This window comes from Marinobacterium iners DSM 11526, assembly GCF_900107855.1.
Lineage (GTDB): Bacteria > Pseudomonadota > Gammaproteobacteria > Pseudomonadales > Balneatricaceae > Marinobacterium > Marinobacterium iners.
Map to the genome: position 1 here is coordinate 1 of NZ_FNRJ01000030.1, position 20283 is coordinate 20283.

The following is a 20283-nucleotide window of genomic DNA, read 5'->3' on the forward strand; positions in this document are numbered from 1 at the left end:
TCAACCCACTGTTTCGGCATCTGCCTCGGTGAGGCGTGGGGGCGGCTGGATGCTGACTCAAGACCAGCGTCACCAGCCTCTCGATAGCGAGCAAGCCACTTATACACCGTGCGCCTACTGATGCCGAACGTGTGGGCGATATCTTTGATGGATTGTTGCTGACGTATGGCGCGATCAACGATCAGGGCTCGAATATGGGGCGTGGTTCGTGCATTCTTATGGGGGTTGTTCATGTCGGTTGTTCTGTGCTGTTTGTTTGGCGATAACCAGCATCTCGAACTTAACCGGCGTGAACAACCTCCTTAGCACCCACACCTAGCTCTACCCAAGGGATCCAACTCACAATTAGAACGGTGTATGAAGGGATATTCAGTGAGGTCTCGGATAGAAATAACGTTAGCAGTACTTATATAAGGGTGGTCAGGTGCCACCACAGCTACTAATGGCTCCCTCCAGAGTAATTTTTCATTAGGCATCAAACTGCCAACATTACTTAAAATAACGTCGACTCTTTTATGGCTAAACCAACTTTCCAACCTACTAACTGAACCTTCCCATAAATTTAATTTAGTGCCTTTTTCATTACTCTCAAATGATCGAATTGCCTCAACAATTAAATCTTTAGAAATAGTATCAGCCACACCCAGCACCAATTTTTTTTCCTGTACAGGGTTACCTGAAAACTCTGCGTGAGCTGATTCACATATGCCAAGGATTTCTATTGCCCGGCGATAAAAACCCTGCCCCTTAGGTGTCAAAGTTAGAGGTCGATTAGCTGGTCCACTTCGATCAAATAATGCCCCTCCTAATTCATCTTCCAAAGCTTTAAGACCTGCCGATATTGATGGTTGGGAAATATGAAGCCGTTCAGCCGCTTTGGTAGCGCTACCATAATCAACTACAGAGACCAAAAATCGTAGGTGCTGAGTCTTAATCATAGATAAATCCAATTATATGGAATAAAAATAATCAAATATACCTATATCATAAGTGTTGTTAAATTGTTGTCAACGGCTAAGCCAATCCGAGGATTATCACAATGTTGACAGAACTAACACGAAACCGTGTCTACTTTGCAGGCATCTGTAGCATGCTTGTTGCCGTTGGTGTTGCTCGTTTTTCATACACCCTCCTTCTTCCTATCATGCAAGACGGAACAGGTCTGACTGAGTTTGGTGGTGGCTGGTTGGCATCAACCAACTACATGGGCTACATGTTCGGAATATTTATCGCTTCTACACTGAACAGTCTCAAGACTAAGTACTACCTGCATCAGCTTTACATGGTATTGGCTGTCATAAGCTGTGCAGCAATGGTGACAACAACCAATCTCGTGTATTGGTCTGTCTTACGCTTTATCGCCGGAGTATGTGCTTCAGGAAGCATGATCATTGCCTCAGGTTTGATCCTGAAATGGTTAGTGCTCAACAAGTACCACGCTGAGTTGGGTATACATTTTGCCGGATGTGGTCTTAGCATCATTGCCGTCTCAGTCCTGATAGACAGTATGATTTCTTTCTCAGCGGATTGGAAACAACAGTGGATGGGGCTTTCTGTATTCGCAACAGTTGTCGCTTTGCCCTCAATGCTATGGATGCCAAAGCCTAGTGTTAAACATCAAGCCGGGAGTACTGTAAGTGATACGCCCCCCAGCAAACTATTCAATCGCTTGATGCTGTTAGCATACTTCTGCGCGGGCTATGGTTATGTGGTTACCGCAACCTTTATCGTGGATATTATTGAAGGGGTGGAAAGCCTGCAGGGCCAAGGTAATTTAGCTTTTATTCTAGTTGGCTTGGGGGCGACTCCAGCTGTTATTTTCGCAGACAGGGTTGCACGCCGAATCGGTACTCTCAAAGCACTGCTATGGGCATACGGCTTACAGATCTTTGGAATCCTTTTGCCAGCAATTAATCATTCAGTGTCAGTTGTTATTCTCAGTGCCTTAATATTTGGTGGTACCTTTATGGCCTGCGTAAGCCTAGTACTGACAATGGCAGGAAGATTTTTCCCAAGCAATCCAGCAAAATTCATGGGAAAAATGGCCCTGGCTTATGGCACTGCTCAGATTCTGGCACCTGCCCTGACCGGTTATTTGGCAGATCAATTTGGTAATTATGATCTAGGCTTGTACCTTTCCTCAGGCGTAATGCTTGTTGGGCTGATAGTAATATTATTTTTACTAAAAATTGAGCAGATCCCCCCAATAAATAACAAAATTCCAGATAAACCTAAATTCGTTTCCTCTTAAGCCAAATCCTGAGGAATTACCCTGTCACAGAATGAGCGTGACGGATATCCAAAATCATATCACACACTTAGATAACACCACCGTCTTATATTTTTCATTTAAAAAATTTGATCATAGATGAAAAAATAATTAAGAAATAGAGTATATTTTTAATTTTATAGGATAGACACCTAGAAACCGGGGGAATGCATATGAAATCAATACTTTCCACTTTAGATTTTTTGCAACAACATATTGAAGGTAGTCTACCTTCAAACGCAGTAACGGAAATGCAGTATCCAACTGCTATTTCAGAGCTTCTCGGTTTTCGTATTATTGCCATTGCTAAAGGTAAAGCGACTTTAGAAGTATTCACTGATCCAAGTATCCATGGTAATCAGCAGGGCACTGTACATGGAGGTTTTCTGGGCGAATTAGCAGATGCCGCTATCGGCACTGCTCATTCAACGGCTATAGATACTGGGGAGTCATTCACGAGTATAGATCTGCAAATAAAATTTTTTAGGCCAGTGTGGAAATCAAAATTAACTGCAACAGTTTTTCCTGTTAGGGCCGGTCGAACGGTAAGCCATTACCAGTGCGAGATTACTCGCGAGGATGGCCAATTAGTTGCTCTAGCATCCGGCACAATAATGACCCTGCGTGGAGACTTAGCACTTGGCCGCTAGACACCAAAATCATATGCTAGCTGAGCTTTTTAAGTAAGCCTTGCTCAACATTAGGCCACTCCGTATTTATTATCGAATAAACAACCGTATCCCTCACACTACCGTCTTTTAGAATGATATGATTGCGCAATATTCCATCTTGCTTTGCGCCAAGGCGTTCAATGGCTTTTCTAGATACTGTGTTATGAATGTGAGTTCGAAACTCTACTGCAATTGCACCATACTTCTTGAATAGCTGTTTAAGGAGAAGATATTTACACTCTGTATTAATTCGAGTTCCCCTTGCTGTATTAGAGTACCAAGTATAGCCAATCAAAGCCCGTCTATTCAGTTCATCAACATTGTAGTATCGAGTCGTACCAACTATCTGGTTTGTAGCTTTGACTCGCACAGCATAAGCAATATTGCCTTGCGCCATCTGAGCGATTGCATCTTTGACATATTGATGCATTATTTCGGGGCTTGGTACATTCGCGAACCAGAGCTTCCAGTGCTCACCATCTTTGACGGCTTCAATCAATGATGATACGTGCTCTAAACTTAGAGGCTCGAGAACTACATACTTACCCTCAATTAAGCTATTTTCTATCCACAAAGCTTCAACCTCCTCTTACCAGCTAACACCTTTTTAAGGGGTGAGCAACGCAATGTCAAAGCCGCCGCATACCACCTTAAACACTAAACTTAACACATATTAAGATACCACATGTTAAGAATCCATTTTGAACATTTTTTGGCGAATTACTTAAAACGAAGTGGAATATCTTTCGTTATGGATATGTCCTCTAAACACTTTTTCAAAGGCAACTGCTTGGATTTATAGATTGCTATAATCAAATTTTTCTCTTTGTCTAAATCCACCGTTAAACAAGAACAACTAAAACCATAGTTTTGATTTGTTCTAACAAATTCATTTTCATTTGCAGTCGCTTGATATAGTAGTTCCATCGATTTATCGTCCAATATATTTGGAGTACCTTGGACTGATATATCCCACGATCCATCACGATCAATCAACCACATATTTGCTGGAGAAGGATTTTCAAGCCATCCACATCGAGTCTCTTCTGCTATCGCTGTTAAGGCAGACAACATCCCCAAAATAACAATCAAAAATCTCACTATTTACTCCATTCGCCTAACGCCATACGAAGCGGTCCGCTTACGCTACTTTTTGACTGGATTTGCAAAGGCGGAGCGCTTGCTTTCCCGATCTTGCGATAATTACGCGCTTTTTACTTTTAAGTGCATTGAGCTTATCCATGATTACAGGTTTTGAATTACCCGGATACTCCCATAGAAACTTGATAAAATCGATATTAAACCTTTCGTCACAACCATCGGCCAAATATTGACTCTTAGTACTTAAAAATGTTCTCTTTAGCGCTCGATAGATACAGGTATACCGGTTCACATCCAAGAATATTACTGTATCACAAGCTTCAAATCTTATATCAAGCGTGCTCTGATAATTACCATCGATAATCCAGCACTCGCTATCACAGATGCCCTTCTGAATTTTTATCCAGTCTTCTTTTGGAGTCTTAACCCAATTTGGTTTCCAATATAGCTGATCAAGGTGATGAACAGGCAAATTCAATTCTTTACCTAATAAAGCCGAGAATGTAGATTTTCCCGAACCGCCGGAACCAATGACTGCAATTTTTTTCATCGTACCTACCTCGTCATCAATCCAGTTAACGGTTGCATTCACCGGCGATGCGCAGCTTTATTGCGCAGTGTCCAGTGGAATGATTGGTTGGGCACATGGGCTCTGTGCGTTACGTAGTTATGGAATATAAGTCCAACCCCATTGGTTGAGAACCCCATAACCGCAAACTGGCATCCAGTAGGAACTCATCTTGATAGTGACCAGCTGTCAGAGAAAGCCCAACAGGAATGCCATTAACCTGAGCCAGTGGAATAGTGACCTCGGGTAACCGGGCAACACCAGCAAACGATGTGACGGCCATAGTACGGTCGTAATAATCGCGTACAGAATTTAGGTTGCTGCCGGTGAGTGTGCCTTTCTTCGGAGCAAGCACAGGGGCCGTCGGGTAACAGAAAACATCGCCTGGCTGAGTGAACGCGGCTACCCGTGAAAAGAGGGCTTCGCATAAGTTCAGGGCGTCGCTCATCGTGCTGCGGTCGAACTGTTCGACGTTACGATATCCTGCCTGGAAGTTCGGCCCTTGTTCGGGCCGATTTTCCTGAATCCAGCCTCCAATGGAGTTGGCAATTTCCGCCGTCTGGAGTATCCGAAGAGCATCCTCGTTGCACGATTTCAGGCTGATGTCCAAGCCGGTGATGTCGCGCAGAGAAATGGAGGTGACGGTGATGTTAGGGAAATTACTCAAATGCGTAATGCACTCGGATAGGGCGCTCTGGATCTCGGGGTCGGCTAGCACGAAAGCTTCCTTCACCAAATAGATATTTTTCACTGGTGGAAGTGCAACGTCACGGCTGCGAAGAAGCACACGCATCGTTTGGCGCAGAATAGGAAGATTTTGAGCCAATATGCCAACAGTGCTGACACTTGGTGCAAAAGGAAGTACTCCGGCTTCGGAGATGCGGTGCAGACTTGGCCGCATGCCGAACACCCCACAAAGGCTAGCGGGAATCCGGATTGATCCGCCACAGTCGGTACCCAGCGCAAAGTCTACCAACCCACAGGCGACTGCTGACGCCGAGCCACTTGAAGACCCGCCGGGGATCCGATCCGGGGCGCGGGGGTTCACTGGCGTACCGTAGAAATAGCTCTCGCCATCCAGACTATAGGTAAATTCGTCGGCTATTGTTTTGCCCGCGCACCGCGCTCCAGCCATCAACAGTTGTTCCACACAAACCGCATGGTAGGCAGCTCGCGGATGTGCTTCACGCCATGGCTTACTACCATAGGAGGTAAATCGACCACGAATATCAATGTTGTCTTTAACTGCAAAGCACAAACCATCCAATGCACCGGATGCATAGGGGGCTATTTCAAAACGTTCAGCAAAAGCGTTGGAGGTCTGGAAATCGTAAGTTCTCATTGGTGGCCTGCGATATACGCGTGATATTTAACTCCACGATCCGTATGAAAAATCAGACCCGGAGCAGGCCGCCGGTTGCGTAATGCCATCTGTAGCGAGGCCTTGGTCAATGATACCGTTTTCTGCTTACCCAAAGACCGGCCTACAATGCGACGGGAGTACAGATCAATGACTGCAGCCAGATACAGCCAGCGTTTTCCAACGCGAATATAGGTCAAATCGGCAGTCCAATGCTGATTGGTTGCTGTCGGTCTAGGCAGGTCATTTTCCTCTTTCAAGTCAGCAACGTGTTTCTCAAGCTTTCGTATACGCTCGTTCTCACTCAAAGCCTTTGGCTTCTTAGACACCATTTTACGTTTATCAGCCACAATCTTGCCTTCCCGGTATTCCTTGCGCCAGCGGAACAACATGAAGGGATGGATATCCAGCGCTTCCGCCACTCCCTTCACGCTCGCCCCACTCAGATGGGTCAGCTTAACAGCTTTGGCCTTGAACTCGTTCGTGTACTGTCGCGTCTTTTTTGGATTCTTGTACGCTGGCATTTCTCACCTAGTCTGAATTAGATCGAGGTGTCCACTGAACCGGGGGAACTACAAGGGGCGACAACAGCCGCTTGTTATGTATTTCACCACGATGACCAGTGGTACTTATTTACAAGCTTTCCGTCTGCACTAAAACAAAACGCATATTTGCTGGGTAGCTTTAGCGCGTTCTCGTACCAGACTTCTTTAACGCACCCAGAAATCCTTTGTTCTTGATACTTTTTAAAACCTTGCTCTGGCCCTTCCGTGCCATCAGTGACATATGACGGTTCACCTACCAAAGCTAGCAGATCATCATATGAGCTTCCTATAGGCAATGATTGCATAGCTTCAGTAGGACCATTTTTGCCCAAGAGTATGTAGCCACACACACCGAAAACAAATACAAAAAGGCTGAAAGTAAGTACCTTCTTATTCATGATCACACGCATACATTTAACGCCCGACTTTGGGGCAGACTTGTAGCCGCAACGCTGCGCAAAGGCCGTCCCAACCCCGAAGAGGCGACAACAAGGCCGCAGCAACGTAGCTGCGAAGGTCCCAGTGAGCGAAGCGAACGATTTTGAACGCCTGGTTATGTGTTCTCACTGTCACTACCGCTCTCTTTTTTAAGACTATCCATGTTACCCACGAACTAATAGCTCCTACTATTATGCTTCCCGGGAGAACGATGAGCAGCCATAGGAGACCTAAACCAAAATCATCGGCCAGCTCTGCTCTGCTACTAGCGCCAACGGACCACATTTCAAAGTAGACAGCAACATCACCTAAAAGCTGCTCAGCAATTACGGTGGCCAATATAAAGGCGGTTACACTACAAGCTACTCTTTTCATCTGTGATACACATAACGCCTTGCACACGGGCTGACTGAAGCGCAGCGTAAGGAAGTCCGAGCCACGCAGCGGCGCTTTGCGTGCTGCAAATTGTTATGTTTCATAGCTGCACCGGCTTTAGCCAAAGACTAATGAATGCAGCGCCTACACTGAGGGAGTTAGCCGCTAGCAACCAGAGAAATGCTTTACTCTTAAACCGGAAGTCTGGGAAAAACCACTTTCTATAGACAGCCCCCTCAAGTAGGCCATTAACTAAGCAACCGAGAAAGAATGTGGCACCCCATGTAATTGGGTTAAATGTTCCCCAGCTAAAAACCTTGTTTATGAGAGAGCCAGGAAACAGCTCCCAAGCTATACCAGCTAACGGTATTAAAATTATACCTGCAATAGCAGAAACGGCATTTGCAGATATGGTTGCAATTGAAGCTTTTTTTATTGGAAGAGTAAAAATCCATTTTACAAACAAAAACTCAACCAATAGTCCAATGCTAATTGCCCACCACGAAAAAAGCCTAGTTTCTAGATAAAGTGCTGGCCAGACTACGTTTGCGTAAGCAGCAGTCGGCAGTAAGCAAAACAAAAATATTAGCAGCTTACGCACCATCTCTCCTTGAAACATAACGCGCCACACAAAAGTCCGAAAAGCATAGCTTTTGAGGCCCCAGCTCACGAAGCGGGGGAGCTTCGTGTGTCTGTTAGGCATTTGAAGCCACCACATAGGTAGTACCATATTCGTTTATCATGGTGCCTATTTTAAACCGGTTCTGATCAACCAATTTAATTAGAAAATCATTATTAGTCTTCCCCCAATCCACTCCTTCAAAGTCATAGGGAAATGGCGATTTATTTTCATTAGGACTATGTAAGTATACAGCGTCCTCATATGAATTCTCGTGGATAAACCACCAACTTTGAATAGGGCCTCTTACATTCAATTTAAAGTCTTCAACCATATTAAGAATTTCATAACCTAACATAATTGAAGCTTCGCGATTTTCAGGTTTTTTGTCTCCTTTGCCCTGCCAATCGATGTGGCAATGCCAGTAATCGAACCAGCCCGACGGATCAAGATTGGCAATGCTGTTAACAGCATATTTTTTCATCTTGCCCCAGTATCTATCCATTCTCTTTGTGTATCTGCGATCCATCATTCTTAATGCCTAACACTCAGCTAACAGGCGCAGCGTTTTTTGCTGCGTGATCTTCCCCCGATAAATCGGGCACCTACGCGGCTCATACCGTCATTGCTTCATATTCGACCGGACTCAGGTAATTTAAGCTTGAGTGCAATCGAACTCGATTATAAAAGTGTTGGATATATCCAGCCAGCTTGTCCCTCAGATGCATCTCGCCATAAAAAACGTTTTCCTTGATCAGCTCACCTTTCAAGGTATGGAAGAACGACTCCATCTCGGCGTTGTCGGTGCACATGGCTGGGCGGCTCGCACTGGGCTGGATTTCCTGTTTCTTTAAGAGTGCCTGGATCTCATGGGCACGATATTCAACTCCACGATCCGTATGGAAAATCAGACCCGGTGCAGGCCGCCGGTTGCGTAATGCCATCTGTAGCGATGGCCTTGGTCAATGATACCGTTTTCTGCTTACCCAAAGACCAGCCCACAATGCGAGGGGAGTACAGATAAATGATCTGCAGCAAGGTACAGCCAGCGTTTTCCAACGCGAATATAGGTCAAATCAGCAGCCCAATGCTGACTGGTTGCTGTCAGTCTAGGCAGGTCATTCTCCTCTTTCAAGTCAGCAACGTGTTTCTCAAGCTTTCGTATCTGCTCGTTCTCACTCAGGGCCTTCGGCCTCTTAGACAACATTTTACGTTTATCAGCCACAATCTTGCCTTCCCTGTACTCTTTGCGCCAGCGGGACCACATGAACGGGTGGATATCCAGCGCTTCCGCCACTCCCTTCACGCTCGCCCCATTCAGATGGGTCAGCTTAACAGCTCTGGCCTTGAACTCGTCCGTGTACTGTCGCGTCTTTTTTGGGTTCTTGTACGCTGGCATTTCTCACCTCGTTTGAATTAGATCGAGGTGCCTACTGAACCGGGGGAACTACAGGGAGCGATTGCTGCGGCTTGTTATGTGGTTCAGCGGTCATGTTTACTCCGAACAAGACTGGGAAATATTTTTCCAAGCTCTTTCTTACCTGCAACACCGTAAACCACGAAAATAAGCCCCAAGAAGAGAATCGAGACACCTGAAACAACCGAGGCCGTTGAAGTAGACAGCATCAGAATGCTGCCAATAACGAAGAATAATCCGACTACTGTTCCAAACACTCTAATGATCATCCACTTTGCTCTTTACTCGATCCCTGGGATAGCCGCATAACGCCTAGTTAAATTTCGCCACCGGACATCAATTTGAACCATTTTTTAAGTTTTTACCTCTCGATCCAAGATTTCAGAGACTTTACTGTCAAGTTCATCAATTAACTCTGGATCCATGAACTTGTATTCATCAGGAATATCCAACACAAACAGAGGCTTGTGATCCATCATGCGAGTGAACTCAGCCAAAAGCCTATTTTTATGCTTCTTTTCCATGACAAATATATAGTCAGCCCAGCGGATATCCGCTGGGCCAACAGTTTTTCTAGCATTTGGGCTCGTGCCTGCTGAACGAGAATTGAAGCCGGGGCGTTTTTTCCAGATTTCCTCGCCAGTAGGGCTTCGCCATTGGTTGCGACTACAAATAAATAGTAGGTTCAAACTATTATTCATCAGAAGGTAATTCCTGATCTAAAAGTTGTCTCTTACTTTTTATGGGATAGTCTAACCCAAGCTGCTTAGCTCTAGCTAGTTTATTTTTACGAAAGTACATTAGCTTCCATTTCTTTTCGGGCTTATAAAGCTCATCTGAACCCATGCCTTTTCCTTTTTTTACTCTATCTTTGAACCTTCTCCAGGCTCTGTTTCTATTTTCGCTCATTTTTCTTTCCTATATAAATTATCGGGTTCAGCAGCCGCGATAATACGGAAAGAACTCATTTAGATTGTGACACTTAACGCCGGCCTATGGGGCCGGAACGGAGCGCCAGCGTAGTGGAGGTCCCAAATGTGATAGCGGCAAAAATCAGGCCTTTGTTATGTTTTTCCTGTTTATTGATGGCACCTAGTCCAAAAAATCAACTGGTATAGTTTTAACAAACTCAGTTGCCTTTTCCATTAGTTCATTCCATTCCTTTTCTGGACGAGAGGAGAACCCTTGATTAATCAGCTCTTTTTCGCACAGATCCTCGAGCCCCCAAATAGCTCTCTTTTCTTCTTCACCAAACTCATCATTTAGGTATGAAGAAGAAAGCTTCTCGGACAAAATATTCCAGACGACTAGTAGATGACCCGCGGGCATCTTGACCGTAGTTTCCTTACTTAAATTGTCTTCGAACATTTCGTTTCCACCAATAAAACATAACGCTGCCAACAGCGGCCGAGCTTCGCGAGGTCCAGCCCGGTTGCGTAATGCCATCTGTAGTGAGGCCTTGGTCAATGATACCGTTTTCTGCTTACCCAAAGACCAGCCTACAATGCGACGGGAGTACAGATCAATGACTGCAGCCAGGTACAGCCAGCGTTTTCCAACGCGAATATAGGTCAAATCGGCAGCCCAATGCTGATTGGTTGCTGTCGGTCTAGGCAGGTCATTCTCCTCTTTCACGTCAGCAACGTGTTTCTCAAACTTTCGTATCTGCTCGTTTTCACTCAGGGCCTTCGGCTTCTTAGACACCATTTTACGTTTATCAGCCACAATCTTGCCTTCCCGGTATTCCTTGCGCCAGCGGAACAACATGAACGGGTGGATATCCAGCGCTTCCGCCACTCCCTTCACGCTCGCCCCACTCAGATGGGTCAGCTTAACCGCTTTGGCCTTGAACTCGTTCGTGTACTGTCGCGTCTTTTTTGGGTTCTTGTACGCTGGCATTTCTCACCTCGTCTGAATTAGATCGAGGTGTCCACTGAACCGGGGGAACTACAGCGTCGGTTGCATGGCATTGTTATAGCGCAACCGGCTCATCACGCATTTTTTCCCAGGTTTGCACCATAAGCTTCTTGGTTGGTCCCCAGCGGTACCCCCCCAGTGCACCACTCTGCTGTATAACCCGGTGGCAGGGGATCAGTAAAGCAACTGGATTTGCTCCAATGGCGTTACCAACCGCCCTTGCAGACTTGGGGGCGCCGAGTGATTTGGCTACTTCGGCATAGCTGGCCACAGAGCCCGTTGGTATTTTCAACAGAGCTCGCCACACAGCGATTTGAAAATTAGTTCCTGCCACATGGAGCGATAGCGGACCATGCCTGATCGCAGCATCATTGCTAAAAAATACATCAATAGCTTGGCGCGTAGAAGATAGGTTCTCCCTGATCGAACTGAGCGGCCAAGCGTTATGCAAGCTATCTAGCAAATCTTCCAAGCTGTTGAAGTCCATGAACTCTGCTCGGCAAACACCCCGCTGGGTTATCGCAACAAACATAGGTCCGAACGGGGTAGCGTGTACACCGTACTCGATATGAACCTGCTTACCACGACTTTTATACTCGCCGGGTGTGACTGCTTCCAGTTGCACAAAGTGATCATGCAACCTTGAACTACCGCTTAGTCCAAGTTCATGTGCGACATCAAGCAAGGAGCGAGAATTATCCAGCAATCCTTTGCCCCGCTCCAATGTCAGAACCTGTAAAAAGCGCTTCGGCGTAGTACCTGCCCAGCGACAAAACAGCCTTTGAAAGTGATACGGGCTCAGGTGCACATGGGCGGCTATATCTTCAAGGCTGGGCTGCTCAATTGCCCGTTCAACCAAATAGGCCATAGCGCTTGCGATTCGGTCATAGTCTGACATAGCGCAGCCTCTCAGACACGATTTATGGATACACCACCATCTACCAGCATCGCAGACCCCGTGGTGAAGCTGGACGCATCGGAGGCAAGGTACAATGCAGACTGGGCAATTTCATCTGGTGTTGCCATACGCTTGAGAGCATGCAGATTATGCACAAACGCCAATGCCTCTGGCGTATTGGCAAATTCACGTCCCGCTGGCGTGTCAGTACCACCGGGCAGAAGGGCATTGACCCTGATATTCTGAGGCCCATGCTCTGACGCCAGCACTTTAGTCAACCCAATAAGACCCGCCTTACTGGCTGCGTAGGCAGCCATGCCTGGCATACCTGCGGTGTAACCAACGAAGGTAGAGGTGAAAATTAACGAGCCTCCTTTTCGGGCAGCCATAGCGGGCAGTTGGTACTTTGCGCCCAAGAATGCGCTGGTTAAGTTAGTCACAATAACCTGGTTCCAGTCTGTTTGCGACATCTCCGGGACAGGGCCCATCGCACCCAGAATAGCCGCATTGTTGAAAGCGATATCCAATCCGCCAAAGCGACTTACCGCTTTAGCTACCAACGCTTTGGCAAACGCTTCTTCGCCAACATCACCGGCTAGTGCCACTGCCTGCCCGCCTTCCGCATTGATTAAGTCCACAAGGTCATCAAGCTCCTGCTGTCGCCTTGCAGCCACAACGACGGCTGCACCTTCTCTCGCAAAAAGCTTCGCGGCCGCGTAGCCAATACCGGTACTGGCACCAGTAACGATAGCAACTTTGTTAGCAAGTATAGTCATTAATCATTCCTCCTAGCTCTGCTCACTGTATAGGGCACATGCCCGAACAGAGGCTATGTTAGGAGGACGAACGGCTACTGCCGACCCGAATCTTGCTGTACTTCAAGTGCGCTATAACGCCTTGCTCACCGGAAAATCAGGAGCGCAGCGAGTAATTTGTAGTTGCCCCCGCTAAACCAGACTCTGAACACTATTGGCGTCTCTAAGATACTGACAGGATAGCTGGACTCCATTGCGTCATTTCGTAATAATATTTTCCAATCCGGCCATCGTGCCGTACCCTTTATCCGAGGCTCAGAACTTACCATGCCCAGCATTGCAATCACCGATCAGATCACAACCTGCGACGTTGATAACATCCCCCGGACCGCTGTTGCTCTGGGCGCCGCATCAGTGACAGAGGACTGGGAACATGCGAGCCATCAGCATCGCAAAGCGCAACTGCTGTACTCTGTCCGCGGCATCCTCAACTGCAAAATCGCAGATGGCGTCTGGATCGTGCCGCCGCAATGCGCTGTCTGGATACCGGGAAACCTGCCCCACTCGGCCTGGGGATCGGGTGAAACGGAATGTTATTGCCTGTTCGTTGAGCCCGATGCTGCACCGGATCTGCCAAAAACCTGCTGTACAATTTCGGTATCGCCGCTGCTACGCGAGTTGCTGCTGAAGGTGACCAGCTTTCCTGAGTTATACCCGCTGGGTGGACGGGAAGACCGACTGATCGCCACACTGCTCGACGAGTTGGCGTCGGCTCCGGTAGAAAACCTTCATCTGCCCATGCCGCAGGATCCGCGATTGCGTCAGCTCGCGGAGATGCTGCTGGCCGACCCCACAGACAAAACCTTGAAGGGAGACTGGGCTAGCCGCATTGGCATGAGCGAACGCAACATGAGCCGGCTCTTGCAGCACGAAATCGGTATGAGCTTCGGACGGTGGCGCCGACAACTGCATGTCATTCTTGCACTCCAGCGTCTGACCCAGGGCGACAGCGTGCAGACAGTGGCGTTGGAATTGGGTTATGAAAATGCCAGCGGCTTTGTCACTATGTTCCGCAAAGCGGTCGGTAAGCCTCCAGCGCGTTACATATCGGAACGCAAGACCGACAGCGATACGACTACTGTACCTGGCATCATACTTTCAGATCATGATCTGACCTGACTGGCTTTTGCAACAGAATAGCGTTCATGCTTTAACAGACAGTCCGCCGACATCAGAGAAACCTCTATAGTGATCTGTTTAAACCGCTAGTGCCTTAAACCCCGACATCAGAACCAGAGTCCTGTTGCCGATTTGATGTCCGGTGCTCCGGTGCCTTTTCCTTGTCAGAGCCTTTTCCTGCACGGGTCACATTTCTATCATGAATGTTATTGAAGCCCTGGAATCTGTTCAGCTACAGCCCAGCGCTACGAATGAATTCTGCATTGCGGGATCAGGTCAATTTATTTTGCAACACAGCCAGCAATCCTGAAGAACATGAATTTGGCCTGAATGAATAACAATCCGGCCTGATTTCGACATCACACACTGCAAATTTATTATTAAATAACGCCTTTAATTGCAAATGGGTATCATTTAATGATTTATTTCAAAACAACAGGAAAGTTTCGCCGGTCAGTTGACGGTCGAGAAGAGCCTGCGGCCTATCCTCTATCCGGTGGGCTATATAAGGGCGCCAGCAGAAGCGCACCCCGCACCGTATTAAGCTCAGCGGTGGCTGCAGTTGTGCTCATCAGTGCGCAGAGCGCATTCGCCGCTGAGTCAGAGCAGATCCCAAACAGGGATAGCAAGAAAACCTCTGAGACAACGCTCCGCTTACCCGCCATGACGGTAACGGGCAAAGGTACTAACGCCTCCTACACCATGGGTAAAACTGAGACAGAGGCCGCGACACGCCTGCCGCTGTCGCTGCAAGAAACACCGCAGGCGGTCACCGTGATTACGCGCCAGCGCATTGATGACGAGCAGTTGAATTCGGTTCAGAAGGTGCTGGAGAACACCACGGGCATCGCGTCGAAACAGTCCGACAGTGAACGGACAAGTTTTTATTCACGTGGTTTTCGGATCAACAACATTCAGTACGACGGCATCCCCACGGATGTCGGCGACATCGTCAATGGGAGCGGCATCGGTTCTCTCGATACCGCGTTCTATGAGCGTGTCGAAGTCGTGCGTGGCGGCTCCGGCTTACTGACAGGCACCGGCAATCCCTCGGCTGCCATCAACCTGGTACGCAAACGACCAACCCGTGACTTCTCGGCAGCCGCCTCACTCGGCGTGGGGAGCTGGGATACCCACCGGGGCATGGCCGACATATCAACGCCGCTGACCGAAGACGGTCGCATTCGCGCCCGTATCGTGGGGACCTATCAGGGCGGGCACTCATACCTCGACGGCTACAAACCGAAGCGAAAAGGCTTCTACGGTATTATTGAGGCGGATCTGACCGACGACACAACACTGCGCCTGGGCTATGACTATCAGGACATCACACCGAAAGGTGCAACCTGGGGCGGTTTGCCACTATGGTTCAGCGATGGTACACAGGCGGAATTTTCACGCAGCAAGAACTACGCGCAAGACTGGAGCCACTGGGATAACACCCTCAAGACGGCGTTTGCCGAGTTCGAGCACTTTTTCGACAACGGCTGGAACATCAAGGCCACCGCTAACCAGTACCGCACGGAATATAATGCTGAATTACTCGGTCTGGTCGGCCGCCCTGATCGTGCTACGGGACTGGGCTTCTACCCCTCCGGGGCCTACCCGGTCGCGCTGGCTTCCGAAGGTCGCAGCCGTCAAAACAGCTTCGATGTGATGGCAAGCGGCCCCTTCGAACTGCTGGGTCGCCAACACGATCTGGTGGTCGGGGCGACGCATTCGCGCCGTACGGTCAGCCAGGACGATATCGCACCGTTCTATGCTGGCGTTACCCCTATCAATGTCTATGACCTAAGTCCGGCCTTTCCCCGCCCTGACTTCGATAGCATGGCTTCGGTACCAACCCAAACCCGGGTCAGGCAGAGTGGTGTCTATAGCGCCGCCCGGTTTGCCCTGGCCGATCCTCTGAAACTCATCATCGGCGGCCGTTTCAGCAACTACGAAATCGATGACGACGTCGGTGGCTCGTCGTTGCACTACAAAAAGAACGGTGAATTCACCCCTTATGCGGGCCTGGTTTACGACATCAACAAGACCTATTCGGCCTACGCCAGCTACACAAGCATTTTCAATCCGCAACCCGACTATCGGGACAGCAACGGCAATGTGCTCACGCCGTCAAAAGGAAAAACCATGGAAATCGGCCTCAAAGGCGCTTACATGGACGGGCGTCTGAATGCATCGGTGGCCTTATTCGAGACCAGGCTGGACAACGCGGCACAGATGGTTGCAGGAACCTATACGCCAGGAGGTGCCCAGGCATATCAGGGCGCTGATGGAACGAAATCCCACGGTATCGAGCTGGGCTTGCAGGGCGAGTTGGCAGCGGGTTGGAACATCTACGCAGGAATCTCCCACTTCACAGCGGAAGATGGCGATGGCGTTCGTCTGAATTCGAAGCTACCGCGCACCACGGCCCAGCTTTTCAATACCTACCAGCTGCACGGCGACTGGAATCGGTTGACGCTCGGCGGCGGCATTCAATGGCAAAGTCGCTTCTATCAGTCGCCCAATACGGGTACCAGCACATTGGGCGGGGAACAGCCTTCCTATGCTCTGGTATCACTGATGGGGCGTTACGACATCACCAAGAACGTCAACCTGGCGGTCAACCTCAACAACCTGTCCGACAAGAAGTACGCACTACAGAAAGGCGACTTCGACACCGTCAGTTATGGCGCACCACGTAACGTGATGCTAACGCTGAACTACAAGATGTGAATGTGCCCTCAGGACACATTCACATCCTAATATTCTGAGCTTATAAGAGAGAAAACCATGTCATCCCAATCTAATCTCTGCCAGCACCACAGGGTCGCCCTGTTCTGGCTGACCACCGGCATCGGTGCCGTGCTTTTTGTTACCTTCCAGTTATTCTTTTACGTAAACGATTTTGTCAGAGCGCAGGGAGCGACACCGGCGATTACGTTTGAACCCGACATACTATGGTTTTTTCCGGCGTACTATGGCTGTTGGATCGTCACGATGCTTCTGGCGCTGGCAGGAACCCGTAAGACTCAGTGGGTTGTACTGGTTCTCGGCTGTCTGATGGTCGCCCTGAATACCCTTGGCGGAATCGCCGACGGGTTGCGCGACGGTTGGTACGTTGCCTTCTCAGCCGTTTTCTTCATCACCCTGCCAGGCCTCTTCGCCATCGTCACCACATGGCGCCATCTCAAGAGAAAAGGAGCAAATAATGTCGATGAATAGCTCGGATTTTCCCTTCGTCTGGATGAGTTTCTCGCAAGAACCGGGGCATGATCAGGAAAAGGACTTCGAAGAGTTCGAGGCCAATTTGCAGCGCGGCAAACCCTTCGTAATATTAACCGATACCGCCCCGGATGAAGGCCACGAACACTCACCGGAAGACAAGAAACGCACAGCGCTCTGGATGAAAAAGCACAAGGCTGAGTTACGTAAACAGGTTCTGGCCACGATTCTGATCGAACCCAGCCCAGCCAAACGGCTCGGCATCAAGCCATTTGCGGTACTCTTCGCCAAGTTCTGGGGCTACCCGCTGATGCTTGCTGCGTCGCGCGAAGAAGCGATGACCATTGCCAGGGGGTTGCTGTCTGAGCAATCCACACCCTCCCCTGCGTCTTAGCATGTTCGACGCCAGTGTTCATTGGGCACTGGCGTCTCATACTTTTGTAAACGCCATTCCCGCCCCGCTGGCGTGCATCAATGCCCTGAGCCAGTGCGCTTACACCGGTCCTGAGCCTGAATCTAACTGGAGCCTATGCAACCTGTCATTTGAATAGTGCCGGTGACCGGTTAACCGATGAATGTCTAGCGCCCCTGACCACCCCAAGGAACCGAACCGGTCAGGCCACGGTGTTCAACCGTGATAAGAGAGCCTCTATATGTGTTTGCTGTAAGTGCCTTAACAGCCGACTCAGACAGACGAAGTAGTCGCCCTCGTTCAGGGTTTTGTATTGGCTGCTCATGCAGCCAATGAAATACTATTGCCTATTGACACCGAGAAGGCTCATATGTGTTAGAGATCAAGCGCACTGATCTACCAGTTCCCGAAGCCTATGCAAATGAATAGCACAAAGATCGCAGATACTATTCTGATAAGGTTCATTCGAGAAATAAAAGTGCCCCTCCTTGGCACTGAAATCAAAATTTACTGAACCAGGATCAGGAAGAACGTAAGACTCGTCTCCCCTCTGTCTCAAAATTATGTTGTCGAGAGGAGGGGGAATATAACCATCGTGTTTAGGCTTTACAGGGTAAAAGTGAACGCTTTTTGTGCGCCAGCCACCGTCCTGTCCATGTTGATAGAATTCTGGATATCGCCTGCGAAATCCCAGTATGGCTTCCTTATAACGGGCATCTCTTCTAAGTTGCTCACCGCAGCTGTAGCAGGCATTCAGGAATGCGCTGAGAAGATACGAAAACTCGACTTCCACCAACCGATTTTTGGTATATGGCACGCGTTTGATTTCAAGTCGGTCCATCAAGTCAAGGAAGAACCTCGCTTCATCTAGCTTTTCCTCAGAATTCTCAATCACGCTCAACATTGAATATCTCTAACGCCTGCATAAATGGCGGCTTTTACGCAGTGAAGCGGAGAAAAAGCCGTCCGGTGGAGGGCCTTCGGCCCGGAACGAATTTAATGCACTGGTTATATTTTTCTAACGAATTTGAAAATTGCTATACCAATGAGAAACGACACAAGCGTCCAAAGCGAGGCCAACGCCGCAACTCCCAAAGCCTCCGCAAGACCAATAGCGCTTCCACTTACAATGCTCACGCCAGCAAAGCATAGCAAAGTCAAAACGATTTCTCGGTGGGTGGTGTCGCCGCCGCGGCGGACTACAAAGATGTAGTGCGCGACAAAAACCGAGAGAGCAGAGATTCCAGCACAAATACTGGCAACGAAAGTCAAAAGCTGGAAGACACCGACACACCCAAACTTTGGGTCACATGATTGAGCCAGATAGAGGTGACCAGCGTTCCAAAGAGTAACGGGGGTCAACACAGCGAAAAAAACCAATGCTGCGATTTTAAGACTTACTCTCAAGTTTTCTCCAAATATAACGCCCGGCTCACGCGCCGGTTTGGAGCCGCGAAGCGGCGGAAAATCGGTCGCAGTGCAGCCGATTGATACTCATTGAGCCTTCTCCCCAGCCTAGTCAGCTTGGCTAAGCTGGAAGGCGACGAAACCAAAAAGGAGAAGACCCAATGAACTTTTATACTACACAACATCCGTACTATTGTGGAATCGATTTGCATGCACGCTCTTTGTACGTGTGCATTCTGGATGATACCGGTGAAACCATCCTGCATCGTGAAATCAAAGCACGACCAGAACCCTTACTGGATTTATTAACGCCCTATATCGGCAATATTGTTGTCGGTGTTGAATGCATGCACTGCTGGTACTGGGTTAGCGACGTCTGTGCTCAACATGGCATCGACTTCATTCTGGGCCATGCGCTATACATGAAGGCTATCCATGGTGGTAAAGCCAAAAATGATCGCATTGACTCCTATAAGATCGCGCATCTTATTCGTGGTGGCAACTTTCCGTTGGCCTATGTGTATCCACCCGAGATGCGTGCCGCTCGTGACTTACTCCGTCGTCGTACCCGTATCGTTCGTCATGGAGCCGATCTAAAAGCGCATGTAAAAAACACCACCAGCCAATACAATTTGCCACCAAATAACCTGGATCTAAAATATCCATGCGCTCGGGAAGCGATGCGGAACTGCTTTGATGATGAGTTCGTGCAACACAATATTGACCTGGACTTAAACATCATTGCATTTTACCGCCATGAACTTAGCTCCATTGAGTGCTTTATTGAAAAGCATGCTAAGTGTGAATACTAAACACGTTGTTCACGCAGCTTCGGTATTCGAGACACCGGCGGTAGATTTCCGATACTGCCATGAGGGCGCTGTTTATTGTAGTGGTTGATCCAATCTGTCAGCGCCCATGTCCTTGATATGTCGTTTGCATAGGGCATCGCATACGCCCATTCCCGGATCATTGTCTGTATAAAACGCTCCGCCTTGCCGTTCGCTCTGGGCGTGTATGGGCGCGTGTACACATGCTTGATCCCTTCCCGTTGTAAAACTGCATTGAACCGACGGGAACGATAAGCAGGGCCGTTATCGGTCATCAGGCGTTTTACCTCCACACCTATTCCGCGGTAGGCC

23 protein-coding genes and 6 pseudogenes are annotated in these 20283 nt (G+C 48.6%); 7 read left to right on the forward strand and 22 right to left on the reverse strand.

Translation table 11 applies throughout. The features are described from left to right. Together BLV48_RS17925 and BLV48_RS17930 are read right to left on the reverse strand one after the other, a co-directional pair. Nucleotides 1-233: leucine zipper domain-containing protein (locus BLV48_RS17925; RefSeq protein WP_139253972.1), on the reverse strand; the 233-nt coding region annotated here is incomplete at its 3' end. Between the two features lie 69 nt (nt 234-302). Further along, nucleotides 303-938 (reverse strand): LysR family transcriptional regulator, encoded by a 636-nt coding sequence (locus BLV48_RS17930; protein ID WP_091828154.1) that lies wholly within the window; start codon nt 936-938, stop codon nt 303-305. A 101-nt stretch (nt 939-1039) separates the two neighbouring features. Here BLV48_RS17930 and BLV48_RS17935 point away from each other — a divergent pair, with 101 nt between their 5' ends. Together BLV48_RS17935 and BLV48_RS17940 are read left to right on the forward strand one after the other, a co-directional pair. Beyond that, entirely contained in the window at nt 1040-2251 is a 1212-nt protein-coding gene (locus tag BLV48_RS17935) for a YbfB/YjiJ family MFS transporter (protein WP_091828155.1), read from the forward strand. Nucleotides 2252-2442: 191 nt separating this feature from the next. Continuing rightward, complete coding sequence (locus BLV48_RS17940) at nt 2443-2919, forward strand: PaaI family thioesterase (protein WP_091828156.1); 477 nt, start codon at nt 2443-2445, stop codon at nt 2917-2919. Nucleotides 2920-2935: 16 nt separating this feature from the next. Here BLV48_RS17940 and BLV48_RS17945 read toward each other — a convergent pair whose 3' ends face one another. The 17 genes and pseudogenes from BLV48_RS17945 to BLV48_RS18020 all read right to left on the reverse strand — a co-directional run bounded on the left by BLV48_RS17945 (nt 2936) and on the right by BLV48_RS18020 (nt 12954). After that, entirely contained in the window at nt 2936-3514 is a 579-nt protein-coding gene (locus BLV48_RS17945; RefSeq protein ID WP_091828157.1) for a GNAT family N-acetyltransferase, read from the reverse strand. A 146-nt stretch (nt 3515-3660) separates the two neighbouring features. Then, a complete protein-coding gene (locus tag BLV48_RS17950) occupies nt 3661-4041 on the reverse strand; it encodes a DUF4087 domain-containing protein (RefSeq protein WP_091828158.1) in 381 nt (126 codons plus the stop codon). Between the two features lie 40 nt (nt 4042-4081). Then, complete coding sequence (locus tag BLV48_RS17955; RefSeq protein ID WP_091828159.1) at nt 4082-4591, reverse strand: P-loop NTPase family protein; 510 nt, start codon at nt 4589-4591, stop codon at nt 4082-4084. Between the two features lie 109 nt (nt 4592-4700). Beyond that, nucleotides 4701-5951 carry an amidase family protein gene (locus BLV48_RS17960; protein WP_091828160.1) on the reverse strand — a complete coding sequence of 417 codons (1251 nt, stop codon included), beginning with the start codon at nt 5949-5951 and terminating at the stop codon, nt 4701-4703. Between the two features lie 14 nt (nt 5952-5965). Further along, nucleotides 5966-6214: pseudogene (locus tag BLV48_RS19640) on the reverse strand (DDE-type integrase/transposase/recombinase); the annotation flags it as partial. 30 nt (nt 6215-6244) lie between these two features. Further along, nucleotides 6245-6493, reverse strand: a pseudogene (locus BLV48_RS19645) (transposase); the annotation flags it as partial. Nucleotides 6494-6576: 83 nt separating this feature from the next. Continuing rightward, the gene (locus BLV48_RS17970; RefSeq protein WP_139253973.1) at nt 6577-6912 is read right to left on the reverse strand and encodes a hypothetical protein; all 336 of its coding nucleotides are present in this window, start codon (nt 6910-6912) and stop codon (nt 6577-6579) included. A gap of 515 nt (nt 6913-7427) precedes the next feature. After that, on the reverse strand, nt 7428-7928 hold the full coding sequence (locus tag BLV48_RS17980; RefSeq protein ID WP_139253974.1) for a hypothetical protein: 501 nt from the start codon (nt 7926-7928) through the stop codon (nt 7428-7430). 94 nt (nt 7929-8022) lie between these two features. Further along, complete coding sequence (locus BLV48_RS17985; RefSeq protein ID WP_139253975.1) at nt 8023-8478, reverse strand: hypothetical protein; 456 nt, start codon at nt 8476-8478, stop codon at nt 8023-8025. 82 nt (nt 8479-8560) lie between these two features. After that, a pseudogene (locus BLV48_RS17990) lies at nt 8561-9345 on the reverse strand (IS3 family transposase). A gap of 83 nt (nt 9346-9428) precedes the next feature. Beyond that, nucleotides 9429-9632 carry a hypothetical protein gene (locus BLV48_RS17995; protein ID WP_091828165.1) on the reverse strand — a complete coding sequence of 68 codons (204 nt, stop codon included), beginning with the start codon at nt 9630-9632 and terminating at the stop codon, nt 9429-9431. 84 nt (nt 9633-9716) lie between these two features. Continuing rightward, nucleotides 9717-10064: a low molecular weight protein tyrosine phosphatase family protein gene (locus BLV48_RS18000; RefSeq protein ID WP_091828166.1), complete on the reverse strand. Its 348-nt coding sequence runs from the start codon at nt 10062-10064 to the stop codon at nt 9717-9719. Next, nucleotides 10057-10272 (reverse strand): hypothetical protein, encoded by a 216-nt coding sequence (locus tag BLV48_RS18005; RefSeq protein ID WP_091828167.1) that lies wholly within the window; start codon nt 10270-10272, stop codon nt 10057-10059. Before BLV48_RS18005 ends, BLV48_RS18000 begins: the two co-directional genes overlap by 8 nt. A gap of 519 nt (nt 10273-10791) precedes the next feature. After that, nucleotides 10792-10977 (reverse strand): annotated as a pseudogene (locus BLV48_RS19650) (DDE-type integrase/transposase/recombinase); the annotation flags it as partial. Nucleotides 10978-11064: 87 nt separating this feature from the next. After that, nucleotides 11065-11262, reverse strand: a pseudogene (locus BLV48_RS19655) (transposase); the annotation flags it as partial. A gap of 73 nt (nt 11263-11335) precedes the next feature. Next, the gene (locus BLV48_RS18015; RefSeq protein ID WP_091828169.1) at nt 11336-12178 is read right to left on the reverse strand and encodes a methylated-DNA--[protein]-cysteine S-methyltransferase; all 843 of its coding nucleotides are present in this window, start codon (nt 12176-12178) and stop codon (nt 11336-11338) included. Nucleotides 12179-12189: 11 nt separating this feature from the next. Beyond that, a complete protein-coding gene (locus tag BLV48_RS18020; protein WP_091828170.1) occupies nt 12190-12954 on the reverse strand; it encodes an SDR family oxidoreductase in 765 nt (254 codons plus the stop codon). 306 nt (nt 12955-13260) lie between these two features. Here BLV48_RS18020 and BLV48_RS18025 point away from each other — a divergent pair, with 306 nt between their 5' ends. The 4 genes from BLV48_RS18025 (at nt 13261) to BLV48_RS18040 (ending at nt 17716) form a co-directional block, all read left to right on the forward strand. Further along, nucleotides 13261-14112: a helix-turn-helix domain-containing protein gene (locus BLV48_RS18025; RefSeq protein WP_091828171.1), complete on the forward strand. Its 852-nt coding sequence runs from the start codon at nt 13261-13263 to the stop codon at nt 14110-14112. A gap of 417 nt (nt 14113-14529) precedes the next feature. After that, nucleotides 14530-16833, forward strand: a complete 2304-nt coding sequence (locus BLV48_RS18030) for a TonB-dependent siderophore receptor (protein ID WP_091828172.1) — start codon at nt 14530-14532, stop codon at nt 16831-16833. A 57-nt stretch (nt 16834-16890) separates the two neighbouring features. Beyond that, the gene (locus BLV48_RS18035) at nt 16891-17322 is read left to right on the forward strand and encodes a hypothetical protein (protein WP_091828173.1); all 432 of its coding nucleotides are present in this window, start codon (nt 16891-16893) and stop codon (nt 17320-17322) included. Then, nucleotides 17309-17716: a hypothetical protein gene (locus BLV48_RS18040; protein WP_091828174.1), complete on the forward strand. Its 408-nt coding sequence runs from the start codon at nt 17309-17311 to the stop codon at nt 17714-17716. The genes BLV48_RS18035 and BLV48_RS18040 overlap by 14 nt, the downstream gene beginning before the upstream one ends. A gap of 400 nt (nt 17717-18116) precedes the next feature. On the opposite strand, the gene BLV48_RS18045 is transcribed toward BLV48_RS18040, so the two are convergent. Beyond that, on the reverse strand, nt 18117-18638 hold the full coding sequence (locus BLV48_RS18045) for a hypothetical protein (RefSeq protein WP_091828175.1): 522 nt from the start codon (nt 18636-18638) through the stop codon (nt 18117-18119). A gap of 104 nt (nt 18639-18742) precedes the next feature. Then, nucleotides 18743-19141, reverse strand: coding sequence for a hypothetical protein (locus tag BLV48_RS18050; RefSeq protein WP_091828176.1), 399 nt, complete (start codon nt 19139-19141; stop codon nt 18743-18745). Between the two features lie 161 nt (nt 19142-19302). Between BLV48_RS18050 and BLV48_RS18055 the strand changes: the two are divergent. Beyond that, nucleotides 19303-19941 (forward strand): annotated as a pseudogene (locus tag BLV48_RS18055) (IS110 family transposase); the annotation flags it as partial. An 8-nt stretch (nt 19942-19949) separates the two neighbouring features. Here the strand turns inward: BLV48_RS18055 and BLV48_RS18060 are convergent. Then, the coding region (locus BLV48_RS18060) for an integrase core domain-containing protein (protein WP_139253976.1) at nt 19950-20283 on the reverse strand (334 nt) is incomplete at its 5' end.